This window comes from Pseudorhizobium tarimense (assembly GCF_022968135.1).
GTDB classification, from domain to species: domain Bacteria; phylum Pseudomonadota; class Alphaproteobacteria; order Rhizobiales; family Rhizobiaceae; genus Neorhizobium; species Neorhizobium tarimense.
The window spans coordinates 42,425-54,832 of sequence record NZ_JALJRA010000012.1 but is presented as its reverse complement, the minus strand read 5'-3'; the positions used below and the strand labels follow the sequence as shown (position 1 = coordinate 54,832).

The window sequence follows — 12,408 nt, the reverse complement described above, 5'->3', positions numbered from 1 at the left end:
CTATATCGCAGTCCCGTGTGATCGAACAATGACAACGTTAGATCTTTAGCGATTCGTAACGCCGCCTGAAGCAATCTGTGTCGATTGCTGAATCAATTCAATAGGCACCACGTGAACGAGCTGCTCATCATCGCTGCGCCCGAGGTACTGGAGAAGCGAAAGGAGTGGCTGGCCAGCCTTCGCAATGAACGCCGCCTTTCGTCAAACACGCTGGACGCCTACGAGCGTGATACACGGCAGTTCCTCGCTTTCCTAACCGGGCACTTCGGCGGGCCGACCACGCTTCGCGATCTGCATACGTTGCGGACGGCGGACCTGCGCGGCTTCCTTGCGACCCGGCGGCGAGAGGGGTCAGGGAACCGTTCCTTGGGCCGCCACCTCGCTGGGCTCAGATCCTTTCTGCGCCACCTGGAGCGCCAGGGATTGGTGAATGCGGCGGCGGCGGGCGCCATCCGAGCGCCGAAGCAAGGCAAGTCTTTGCCGAAGCCGCTGACCGATCGGCAAGCCGTAACGGTCACGGCAGCCGCTTCTCAGCTCCACGACGCGCCCTGGATTGCGGCAAGGGATGCCGCCGTGATGACGCTCCTTTACGGATGCGGGCTCCGCATCTCTGAGGCGCTTGGACTGACCCCGGCAGACATCCTCCCCCATGCGACCTCGTTGCGCATCACGGGAAAGGGCGGGAAGATGCGCATCGTCCCGCTATTGCCGGCCGTCCACGAGGCCGTGGATGCCTATAGGAGGCTTTGCCCTTACGTGCTCTCTGAAGGCGACGTCCTTTTCCGAGGCGCGCGTGGAGGTGCGTTACAGCCCGCGATCATCCAGCGAGCCATGCAGGGGCTGCGCAGCGCTCTTGGCCTGCCGGATACGGCGACGCCGCATGCCCTCCGCCATTCCTTTGCGACACATCTTCTGGCAGGCGGCGGCGATTTGCGCACGATTCAAGAGCTGCTAGGTCACGCCAGCCTCTCCACGACGCAGGTCTACACCGGCGTCGATTCCGCTCGCCTCCTGGAGGTCTATGATCGTGCGCATCCGAGGGCATAGGATTGCCTTAACCATGGTTCTTAATCTGCCGTCTATGCCACGGCGACTAAGGTCTACGTAAATCGTCGAGAGAACCCATGATCAGCCAGTCCTCCTTCCCCCTGCTGCCTGTACGACTGCTGCGCCGGTTGTCCGAGGTCTTGCTCTGGCTCTTGGCTGGGCTTCACCTCCTGGTGTTGATGTCGCTGCTGCTGATCCTGTCTGCAATCTCTCCCGCGTCGGCCGCCGCCGAATGTCGCGGCGAAGATCTGCTGGCAAAACTGGAGCAGGAGGATCCGCAGCGTTACGCCGCAGTCCTGGAGGAGGGCCGGGCGGCCCCCAACGGGCAAGGGCTGTTCTGGAAAATCGAGCGGCCAGGTATTGCGCCCTCCTATCTCCTCGGCACCATGCACGTGACGGATCCGCGCGTCCTCAGGATGCCGCCGGGGGCCGCCGAGGCACACGCCTCCTCACGCACGATCGTCATCGAGGCCGACGAGATCCTCGACGAGAAGAAGGCGATGGCGGCTATCCTGGCAAAGCCGGAGCTCACCATGTTCACCGACGGGCACTCGATCGAGACGCTGTTGTCACCGGAGGATCGCGAGGTCCTGGAAGACGGACTGAAGAAGCGCGGTCTCACTCTGTCGTCCATCTCCCGGATGAAGCCCTGGATGCTGGCAGGCTTCGTCGCCAGCTCTGCCTGTGAGACCGCTCGAAACGCGGGAAATGCAGTATTTCTCGACAAGCGGATTGCAGAGGACGCGGTGGCCGCCGGCAAGCCCGTAATGGGTCTGGAGACGCTTGCAGAGCAACTTTCAGCGATGGCCGCCATGCCAATCGACTTCCACCTTCAGGCGCTCGTCGAGACGGTGAGGCTAGGCGACGAAATGGACGACGTCGTCGAAACGATGACCCAGCTCTACCTCAACGGCGAAACCGGCATGACGATCCCCGCCCTGAAGGCGCTCACGCCGACCCATAGTGGCGAAGACGAGAGCGCCTACGCCGCTTTCGAAGCTGCCGTCATCTCTGAACGCAATCATCGCATGGCCGAACGTGCCGAACCGATCCTTGCAGATGGCGGTGTCTTCGTCGCAGTCGGGGCACTGCACCTGCCCGGTAAAGAGGGTCTGATCGAGCTCCTGCGCCGGCAGGGCTTCACCGTCACACGCATGGACGGCTAGCCACCGTCATTCGCCGGAGCACATGGGTCTTCCAGTAGAACTGGTGAACCAGCACCCCGAGCACGTGAGCGACGATCACCAGCCACAGAAGCAGTTTCAGCGGACTGGCATGGATCTCACCCGCCTGCTCGTTCCCGAAGTAGTAAGCGCCGATGCCGGTGAAGGGGAGCGCGATCGTCAGCACATAAAGCAGGATATATGGGCGATCTTTGCCGCCAAGCGAAAAAGTGGCGGCTCCTGGGTCGGTAGCGCCGGCCTCTTCATCGTCAGCCTCAACACAAGGCGACAGAGCGTCAGCACCAAGACGCGATCCCGGCATAGGCATGGAGACTGGCGCTCGCCAGTTGCTCGGCCGTTGCTGCGCCGCTGTGCTCGACGGCGTCGTTCCACTTCTCCCTGCCGTCTGGGAGCAGAAGGTTGAAGAACACAAGCAGGACGACCAGCCAGTGCAGGATGCGTTGCGATGCGGAATAGGAGACGGTGTCGGAAGCCATGGTCTCGCCTTTCCTCGGTCTTGAACAGCAGTTGCTCGCAAACGATGAAGGCCGCAGCTTGGCTGGCAAGCTGCGGCCTGGAAGATGAAGAAGATTTAATCCTGTTTTTGCGATTCTACATGTGGATCGGCTTGAAGAAGGTCCCGAGGGCAGCTTCTTTCACCGCTTCCGACATGGTCGGATGCGCATGGCAGGTGCGGCCCAGGTCCTCCGAAGAACCACCGAATTCCATCAGTACCGCGATCTCGTGGATCATTTCGCCGGCGCCGAAGCCGACGATATGGCCGCCGAGCACCCGGTCGGTCTCCTTGTCGGCGAGGATCTTGACGAAGCCGTCGGTGGCGAGCATCGCCCGAGCACGGCCATTCGCCGTGAACGGGAACTTGCCGACCTTGTAGGCGATACCCGCGGCCTTCAGTTCCTCTTCGGTTTTGCCGACGGAGGCCACTTCCGGCTGCGTATAGACAACCCCGGGAATGACGTCGTAATTCACGTGGCCGTGCTGACCGGCGAGGATCTCTGCCAGGGCAACGCCTTCGTCTTCCGCCTTGTGGGCGAGCATCGGCCCCTTCACCACGTCGCCGATGGCGTAGATGCCCTCGACATTGGTCTTGAACTTACCGTCGATCTCGACGCGGCCTCGAGCGTCGAGGGCGACGCCTGCCTCTTCCAGCCCGAGGCCTGCAGTATAGGGCTTGCGGCCGGTGGAGATTAGCACCACGTCCGCATCGATCGTCTGCGCTTCACCACCCTTCACGGGCTCGAAGGTCACCTTGGCGCCGTCGCCACTCTTCTCAACACCGGTGACCTTGGCGCCGAGGTTGAACGTCATGCCCTGCTTGGCGAGCATCCGCTGGAACTGCTTGGAGACTTCACCATCCATGCCGCCCAGGATGTTGTCCAGGTACTCGACGACCGTGACCTTTGCACCAAGGCGCATCCAGACGGAGCCGAGCTCCAAGCCGATCACACCACCGCCGACGACCACCAGGTTCTGCGGCACCTTGTCCAGCGCGATAGCGCCGGTGGACGAGACGATCACCTTCTCATCAATCTCGACATTAACGCCCGGGATGCCGGCAACGTCCGAGCCGGTAGCGATCACAATGTTCTTCGTCTCGAGCTCTTGTACCTTGCCGTCCTCACCGGTGACGGAAACCTTACCCGCCGAGACGATCTTGCCCGTGCCCTGGAAGCCGTCGATCTTGTTCTTCTTGAAGAGGAAGGAAACGCCATCGACGTTCGACTTCACCGTCGCATCCTTGTGCGCCATCATCTTGTCGAGGTTGAGCGTGGGGGCGGCAACCTCGACGCCGAGTGCATCCATGCCGTGAGCGGCCTGATGGAACATCTCGGAGGCGTGCAGTAGTGCCTTGGAGGGAATGCAGCCGACGTTGAGGCAGGTTCCGCCATAGGTCGAGCGCTTCTCGACCACCGCAACCTTCAGCCCGAGCTGAGCTGCCTTGACCGCACAGACATAGCCGCCGGGGCCGCTTCCGATTACGACGAGATCATAAGCCATGGAGAAATCCTTCTTGCTGAGCCCCGCGGGTCAGGCGAACAGGCCGAACATCATCATCAGGAGAGCAACGATGCTGACGAGCCAGACGAGCGAGCGAATATAGGGGATACCGCTGAGATAGAGCGGGATGTAGATGACCCGCGCCACCAGCCAGAGGCTGGCACCGATGAGCCCGATGCCGGAGGTGTCGCCGGCAAAGGCGAGTCCCAGCAGGAGGCCGACGAAGGCGGGATAAGTTTCCTGGAAGTTCTTCGACGCGCGGGCCGCACGACCGGCCTGCGCACTCTGGGGTTCCCGCCCCTCATCCCTTGGCCCCGCATTCCATGCGGAGCCGAGTTCCTTGGTGGCCAGCATGCCCTGCAGCCCGATATGGACGAGCAGCAGGACGACGCTCAGCGAAAGCAGCGTCAGGAGATAGGTGGCATCCGCCGAAGCAAGCTCCATGCTGCTCTCCCGTGCTTAGAGGTCGAGGACCAGGCGCTCGGGATCTTCCAGGCTTTCCTTGACGCGAACGAGGAAGGTTACGGCTTCCTTGCCGTCGACGATCCGGTGGTCGTAGGAGAGCGCAAGATACATCATCGGGCGGATGACGATCTGGCCGCCAACCACAACCGGGCGCTCCTGGATCTTGTGCATCCCGAGGATACCCGACTGCGGGGCATTCAGGATCGGTGAGGACATCAGCGATCCGTAGACGCCGCCATTGGTGATCGTGAAGGTGCCGCCCTGCATGTCGGCCATGCTCAGCGAACCGTCACGGGCAGCCTTGGCGAGACGACCAAGTTCCTTCTCGATCTCGGCAATCGACATTTGGTCCGCATCACGGATGACGGGGACGACGAGGCCCTTGTCGGTACCGACGGCCATGCCGACGTGGCAGTAGTTCTTGTAGATGATGTCCGTGCCGTCGATCTCCGCATTGACCGCGGGCAGTTCCTTCAGCGCATGGGTGATGGCCTTGGTGAAGAAGCCCATGAAGCCGAGCTTCACACCGTGCTTCTTCTCAAAGACATCCTTGTACTTGGTGCGCAGGTCCATCACCGCCTTCATGTCCACCTCGTTATAGGTGGTCAGCATGGCGGCGGTGTTTTGCGCGTCCTTCAGGCGCTTGGCAATCGTCTGGCGCAGGCGCGTCATCTTCACCCGCTCTTCGCGCGCTGCGTCGTCGGCCGAGGAGACCGGGCGCGGTGCAGCCGGGGCAGCCGCCGGAGCGGCTGCCTGCGCAGACGTACCCTTGGCAACAGCCGCCAGCACATCACCCTTCAGCACCTGACCGCGCTTGCCGGAGCCTTCGACGTCGGATGTGAAGATGTTGTTGTCTGCAGCCACCTTTGCAGCCGCCGGAGCCGGAGGCATCGAAGAACCACCCGCGGCGGCAGGTGCAGCCGACGCTGCAGGCTCTTCAGCCTTAGCCGGAGCGGCGGCTTCAGCCGGCTTGGCGGCAGGAGCTGCCGTGCCTGCACCGGCGCCACCTTCGCTGATCTGGCCGAGTAGGGCATCCAGCCCAACGGTCTCACCGTTCTGGGCGACGATCTCGGAAAGGACGCCCGATGCCGGTGCCGGTACTTCGACGGTGACCTTGTCGGTTTCCAGTTCAACCAGCGGCTCGTCTGCCTTGACCGTGTCGCCCACCTTCTTGAACCAGGTGCCGACGGTTGCCTCGCTGACGGACTCGCCGAGGGTAGGGACGCGGATTTCGGTGGCCATGATCTGTTTCCGTGTTTGTCAGATTTCGTTTCGACTGAAAAATGAGCGGCTGAAGGATCAGCCGCCGAGTGCGTCTTCGAGGAAGGCTTCGAGCTGGGCCAGATGCTTCGACATCAGGCCGGTTGCCGGCGAGGCTGCGGCCGGACGGCCCGTATAGCGAACACGCTGATACTTGGCGTCGATATGCGCCAGCACCCATTCGAGATACGGATCGATGAACGCCCAGGACCCCATGTTCTTCGGCTCTTCCTGGCACCAGACCATCTCGGCATGGCGGAAGCGGGAAAGCTCGTTGATGAGAGCCTTGGCCGGAAACGGGTAAAGCTGTTCGATGCGCAGCAGATAGATGTCGTCGATGCCGCGCTTCTCGCGCTCTTCGAGCAGATCGTAGTAAACCTTACCGGTGCACATCACGACGCGGCGGATCTTGCTATCCTTCTGCAGCTTGATCGGGCCGTCCTTGATGACCTCCGCATCATCCCACAGCAGACGGTGGAAGGAGCTTTCGCCCGCCATTTCGGTCAGCGTAGACGTTGCCCGCTTGTGGCGCAGCAGCGACTTTGGCGTCATCAGGATCAGCGGCTTGCGGAAGTCGCGCTTCACCTGGCGGCGCAGGATGTGGAAGTAGTTTGCCGGCGTTGAGCAGTTCGCTACCTGCATGTTGTCTTCTGCGCACATCTGCAGCCAGCGTTCCAGACGCGCAGACGAGTGCTCCGGGCCCTGACCTTCGTAGCCATGCGGCAGCAGGCAGACGAGACCGGACATACGCAGCCACTTGCGCTCGCCAGACGAGATGAACTGGTCGAAGACGACCTGCGCGCCGTTGGCGAAGTCACCGAACTGAGCTTCCCAAAGCGTCAGCGCATTGGGACGGGCAAGCGAATAGCCATATTCGAAGCCGAGCACCGCCTCTTCCGAAAGCATCGAATTGATGACCTCGTAGCGCGACTGATTGGGAGCAAGATTTGCGAGCGGAACGTAACGCTCTTCGGTCTCCTGATCGTAGAGAACGGAATGGCGCTGCGAGAACGTGCCGCGTTCGCAGTCCTGACCGGAGAGCCGGATCTTGGTGCCTTCAACGGCAAGTGAACCGAATGCCAGAGCCTCGGCCATCGCCCAGTCGATACCCTCGCCTGTCTCGATCATCTGCGCTCGGTTATCCATGAAGCGCTTGATGGTGCGGTGGGCGTTGAAGCCTTCCGGGATCGTCGAAAGCTTGCGGCCGATTTCCTTCAGCTGCTTCATCGGCACGGCAGTCTTGCCGCGACGCTGCTCGTCGGCATTGTCGGCGGAGCGCAAACCGGACCAGACGCCGTCCAGCCAGTCGGCCTTGTTCGGCTTGTAGGTCTGACCTGCATCGAACTCCTGCTCGAGATGAGCGCGCCAGTCGGCCTTCATCTTCTCGAACTCGCCCTCGCTGATCAGTCCTTCGGCGATCAGGCGGTCGGCATAGATCTGGGCCACGGTCTTGTGGCCGCGGATGACCTTGTACATCTTCGGCTGCGTGAACGCGGGTTCATCGCCCTCGTTGTGGCCGAAGCGCCGGTAGCAGAACATGTCGATGACGACCGGCTTGTGGAACTTCATCCGGAACTCGGTCGCGATCTTTGCAGCGTATGTCACCGCTTCCGGATCATCGCCGTTCACGTGGAAGATCGGCGCCTCGATCATCTTTGCCACATCCGACGGATAAGGCGATGAGCGAGAGAAGGCCGGATTGGTAGTGAAGCCGATCTGGTTGTTGATGATGACGTGCATCGTGCCCGCGACGCGATGGCCGCGCAGACCCGATAGGCCGAGGATTTCGGCCACTACGCCCTGGCCCGCGAAGGCCGCATCACCGTGCAGCAGAAGCGGCAGGACCTTGGCGCGCTCGCCGAGCGGGATGATGCCGTCCTTGTCGGCGGTCTTCGCCAGCATGTCCTGCTTGGCGCGCGCCTTGCCCATCACGACCGGATTGACGATTTCTAGGTGCGACGGGTTCGCGGTCAGCGACAGGTGCACCTTGTTGCCGTCGAATTCGCGGTCCGAGGAGGCACCGAGGTGGTACTTCACGTCACCTGAGCCTTCGACATCGTCAGGCTTGAACGATCCGCCCTTGAACTCGTGGAACACGGCGCGATGCGGCTTGCCCATCACGTTGGTCAGCACGTTCAAGCGGCCACGGTGGGCCATGCCGAGCACGATCTCCTCGAGCCCATCCTGTCCGCCGCGCTTGATGATCTGCTCCAGCGCCGGGATCAGCGACTCACCGCCGTCGAGGCCAAAGCGCTTCGTGCCCTTGAAGCGCACGTCGAGGAACTGCTCGTAGCCTTCCGCTTCGACGAGCTTCTGAAGGATTGCCTTCTTTCCGTTCGCCGTGAATTCGACACCCTTGTCAGGACCCTCGATCCGCTCCTGGATCCAAGCCTTTTCCTCCGGGTTGGAGATGTGCATGAACTCGACACCCATGGTCGAGCAATAGGTACGCTCGAGGATTTCGATCATCTCGCGGATCGTCGCGTATTCGAGCCCGAGCACGTTGTCGATGAAGATCTTGCGATCGTAGTCGGCTTCCGTGAAGCCGTAAGCAGTCGGCGACAGCTCGTTGTAATCCTCGACCGGGATGGCAAGGCCCAGCGGGTCGAGCTTGGCGTGCAGGTGACCGCGCATGCGGTAGGCGCGGATCATCATGATGGCGCGCACGCTGTCGCGCGTCGCCTGCAGGACGTCGGTCTCGTTGACCGGTGTGCCGCTTGCCTTCGCAGCGGTCTCGGCCTTCGCCTTGACTTTGCTTTCGATGGCCTTCTCGACCACCGGCCAGTTGCCGTCGAGTGCAGCGACGAGATCGCCTGCCGGGGAAAGCGGCCAGTTCTTACGCTGCCAAGACGCCCCTTTGGCCGCCTTCTTCACGTCATCCGGATTGTCCGCCAGTGCCTTGAAAAAGGACTGCCACTCGGCCCCGACAGAATTGGGATCCTCTTCGTACCGGGCGTAAAGCTGCTCGATATAGGAGGCGTTTGCGCCATCGAGGAAGGATGTGATGAGGAACTGCTCGTTGGCTTCTTGCCGTGCCATGGTCTTTTGCGGGCGCTGCACCCGCCTCCTGACGTATCTGAAGGCCGGAAGATCAGCGCCGGCCGCCGCTTTCATGTCTCGTGTCTGACGCCGCTTTGGCGGCTTGCCAGCGTCGCTCAACGCTGAACCCGGGGAGGGCAAGACCGGTTCCGTCCTACCCGCCGGAAAGGCCGACCGGCATGTGCCGGGCGACCTCGCTTATGTGGCCTCAGCCCTTGAGGACTTCAACCAGGGTCGTGCCTAGGCGAGCCGGGGAAGGCGACACCTTGATGCCGGCTGCTTCCATGGCGGCAATCTTGGATTCCGCATCGCCCTTGCCGCCGGACACGACAGCACCGGCATGCCCCATGGTACGGCCCTTCGGAGCGGTACGGCCCGCAATAAAGCCAGCCATCGGCTTCTTGCGGCCCTTCTTGGCTTCGTCGATCAGGAACTGCGCCGCATCTTCTTCAGCCGAACCACCGATCTCACCGATCATGATGATCGAGGTCGTCGCCTCGTCGGCCAGGAACATTTCCAGCACATCGATGAACTCGGTGCCCTTGACCGGGTCGCCGCCGATCCCGACAGCGGTCGTCTGGCCGAGGCCTTCGTTGGAGGTCTGGAAGACGGCTTCGTAGGTCAGGGTGCCGGAGCGCGACACGATACCGACCGAACCCTTGCGGAAGATCGAGCCCGGCATGATGCCGATCTTGCATTCTTCCGGCGTCAAGATACCCGGGCAGTTCGGTCCGAGCAGGCGGGAATTCGATTTGTCGAGCTTGGCCTTGACCCGCACCATGTCCATCACCGGGATGCCTTCCGTGATGCAGGTGATGAACGGGATTTCGGCATCGATCGCTTCGATGATCGCATCCGCGGCACCTGCCGGCGGAACGTAGATCACGGTAGCGTCGGCGCCGGTCTTTTCCTTTCCTTCGGCAACGGTTGCGAAGATCGGCAGGCTCTCGCCCTTCGAGCCGGTCCAGGTTTCGCCACCCTTCTTCGGATGGATGCCGCCGACCATCTGCGTTCCGTAGTAGGCGAGCGCCTGCTCGGTGTGAAAGGTACCGGTCTTGCCGGTCAGGCCCTGGACGAGGACCTTGGTGTCTTTGTTGACGAGAATAGACATATGATCAGGTCCCTCAGTTAGCCGTTGATCGCCGCGACGATCTTCTTGGCGGCGTCGTCCAGATCATCCGCTGCGGTGATCGCCAGACCCGACTCGTTCAGGATCTTCTTGCCGAGCTCGACATTCGTGCCTTCGAGGCGCACGACGAGCGGAACCTTGAGACCGACTTCCTTGACGGCCGCGACCACGCCCTCGGCGATCACGTCGCACTTCATGATGCCGCCGAAGATGTTGACGAGGATGCCCTCGACACGCGGATCAGCGGTGATGATCTTGAAGGCTGCCGCAACCTTTTCCTTGCTGGCGCCGCCACCGACGTCGCAGAAGTTCGCCGGCTCCTTGCCGTAGAGCTTGATGATGTCCATCGTCGCCATGGCAAGGCCTGCGCCGTTGACCATGCAGCCGATATTGCCGTCGAGCGCGACATAGGCGAGGTCCCACTTCGAGGCCTCGATTTCCTTGGCGTCTTCCTCGGTCTCGTCGCGCAGGGCGCGAACGTCGTCGTGGCGGAAGAGCGCGTTGCCGTCGAAGGAGACCTTGGCGTCCAGCACGCGCAGGTGGCCGTTCTCCATCACGATCAGCGGATTGATCTCGAGAAGCGACATGTCCTTCTCGTTGAAGGCCTTGTAGAGGATCGGGAAGAGCGACTTGGCGTCTTCCGCCGCCGTACCCGTCAGCTCGAGCGCCTCTGAGATTTTGGCGACGTCGTCAGCCGTGACACCGGCCTGCGGGTCGATGGCGATGGTGTGGATCTTCTCCGGCGTGTCGTGAGCGACTGCCTCGATATCCATGCCGCCTTCCGTCGAAACGACGAAGGCAACGCGACCGACGGAGCGGTCGACCAGCAGCGAGCAGTAGAGCTCGCGGGCAATGTCGGCACCGTCTTCGATGTAGAGACGGTTGACCTGCTTGCCCGCTTCGCCCGTCTGCGCCGTTACAAGCGTGTTGCCGAGCATGTCCTTGACGTTTGCGACAACCTCGTCGACCGACTTGGCCAGGCGCACGCCGCCCTTCGCCTCAGGGGAAAGCTCCTTGAACTTGCCCTTGCCGCGGCCCCCGGCGTGGATCTGGCTCTTGACGACATAAAGCGGGCCCGGCAGCGACTTCGCCGTAGCCTCAGCCTCTTCGGCCTTCATGATCGCCACACCTTCGGCAACCGGAGCGCCATAGCTCTTCAGCAGAGCCTTGGCCTGATATTCGTGGATGTTCATCAGCGTTTCCTTGGATGACAGCTGGTGCGATTACTTGAGCGCCGGAGCGATGTTGATGCAGGCTTCGCAGAGACCGGCGACAGCGCCGACCGACTTCTGGAAGGCTGCTTCCTCGTCCTTGTTGAATTCGACTTCGATCACGCGCTCCACGCCGCCGGCACCGATGACGGTCGGAACACCGACATACATGTCCTTCACGCCGTACTGGCCGGAGAGGTAGGCGGCGCAGGGGAGAACGCGCTTCTTGTCCTTGAGGTAGGATTCAGCCATCTCGATCGCGGAAGCCGCCGGAGCATAGTAGGCCGACCCTGTCTTCAGCAGACCGACGATTTCGGCGCCGCCGTCACGGGTGCGCTGAATGATTTCTTCGAGGCGCTCCTTGGTGCACCAGCCCATCTTCACGAGATCCGTCAGCGGAATGCCGGCGACGGTGGAGTAGCGGGCGAGCGGCACCATGGTGTCGCCGTGGCCACCAAGAACAAAGGCGGTGACGTCCTGGACCGAAACGTTGAATTCCTCGGAAAGGAAAAGGCGGAAGCGCGCAGAGTCGAGAACGCCGGCCATGCCGACGACCATGTTCTTCGGCAGGCCCGAGAACTTCTGCAGCGCCCAAACCATCGCGTCGAGTGGGTTTGTGATGCAGATCACGAAGGCCTTCGGCGCATACTTCTTGATGCCGGCACCGACCTGCTCCATGACCTTCAGGTTGATACCGAGAAGATCGTCACGGCTCATGCCGGGCTTGCGGGCAACGCCGGCGGTGACGATGCAAACATCAGCACCTTCGATGGCGGAATAGTCGCTGGCGCCGGCGAGCTTTGCGTTGAAACCTCCGACCGGAGATGACTGGGCGATATCAAGGCCCTTGCCCTGCGGAATGCCGTCAGCGATGTCGAACAGGACGATGTCGCCGAGTTCCTTCAGACCGGCCAGATGCGCCAGCGTGCCACCGATCATGCCAGAACCAATTAGTGCGATCTTCTTGCGCGCCATCGAATAGCTTCCTCTCCAGATCATAATCTGCGGCCGAGATCTCCTCGGCCGCCAAGGTCCCAACCGCCATAGCCGACATGCATCAAAATAGCAATCGCTT

9 protein-coding genes and 1 pseudogene are annotated in these 12,408 nt (G+C 61.8%); 2 read left to right on the top strand and 8 right to left on the bottom strand.

Translation table 11 applies throughout. From position 1 onward, the window contains the following. Positions 1–111 precede the first annotated feature (111 nt). Positions 112–1,047, top strand: a complete 936-nt coding sequence (locus tag MUU54_RS15495; RefSeq protein ID WP_247244937.1) for a tyrosine recombinase XerC — start codon at positions 112–114, stop codon at positions 1,045–1,047. 77 nt (positions 1,048–1,124) lie between these two features. Next, complete coding sequence (locus tag MUU54_RS15490; RefSeq protein ID WP_247244936.1) at positions 1,125–2,213, top strand: TraB/GumN family protein; 1,089 nt, start codon at positions 1,125–1,127, stop codon at positions 2,211–2,213. On the opposite strand, the pseudogene MUU54_RS15485 reads toward MUU54_RS15490, so the two are convergent. The 8 genes and pseudogenes from MUU54_RS15485 to mdh all read right to left on the bottom strand — a co-directional run bounded on the left by MUU54_RS15485 (position 2,194) and on the right by mdh (position 12,308). Beyond that, positions 2,194–2,707: pseudogene (locus MUU54_RS15485) on the bottom strand (cytochrome b). The gene MUU54_RS15490 and the pseudogene MUU54_RS15485 overlap by 20 nt on opposite strands. Before the next feature lie 115 nt (positions 2,708–2,822). Further along, positions 2,823–4,229: a dihydrolipoyl dehydrogenase gene (lpdA, locus tag MUU54_RS15480; RefSeq protein WP_247244935.1), complete on the bottom strand. Its 1,407-nt coding sequence runs from the start codon at positions 4,227–4,229 to the stop codon at positions 2,823–2,825. A 30-nt stretch (positions 4,230–4,259) separates the two neighbouring features. Further along, positions 4,260–4,673 (bottom strand): MAPEG family protein, encoded by a 414-nt coding sequence (locus MUU54_RS15475; RefSeq protein ID WP_247244934.1) that lies wholly within the window; start codon positions 4,671–4,673, stop codon positions 4,260–4,262. Between the two features lie 15 nt (positions 4,674–4,688). Beyond that, a complete protein-coding gene (odhB, locus tag MUU54_RS15470; protein WP_247244933.1) occupies positions 4,689–5,936 on the bottom strand; it encodes a 2-oxoglutarate dehydrogenase complex dihydrolipoyllysine-residue succinyltransferase in 1,248 nt (415 codons plus the stop codon). Positions 5,937–5,993: 57 nt separating this feature from the next. Beyond that, positions 5,994–8,993 carry a 2-oxoglutarate dehydrogenase E1 component gene (locus tag MUU54_RS15465; RefSeq protein ID WP_247244932.1) on the bottom strand — a complete coding sequence of 1,000 codons (3,000 nt, stop codon included), beginning with the start codon at positions 8,991–8,993 and terminating at the stop codon, positions 5,994–5,996. A 208-nt stretch (positions 8,994–9,201) separates the two neighbouring features. Further along, the gene (sucD, locus tag MUU54_RS15460) at positions 9,202–10,104 is read right to left on the bottom strand and encodes a succinate--CoA ligase subunit alpha (protein WP_247244931.1); all 903 of its coding nucleotides are present in this window, start codon (positions 10,102–10,104) and stop codon (positions 9,202–9,204) included. Between the two features lie 17 nt (positions 10,105–10,121). Further along, a complete protein-coding gene (gene sucC / locus MUU54_RS15455) occupies positions 10,122–11,315 on the bottom strand; it encodes an ADP-forming succinate--CoA ligase subunit beta (protein WP_247244930.1) in 1,194 nt (397 codons plus the stop codon). A gap of 30 nt (positions 11,316–11,345) precedes the next feature. Next, positions 11,346–12,308 carry a malate dehydrogenase gene (gene mdh / locus MUU54_RS15450; RefSeq protein WP_247244929.1) on the bottom strand — a complete coding sequence of 321 codons (963 nt, stop codon included), beginning with the start codon at positions 12,306–12,308 and terminating at the stop codon, positions 11,346–11,348. Between the last annotated feature and the right edge of the window lie 100 nt (positions 12,309–12,408).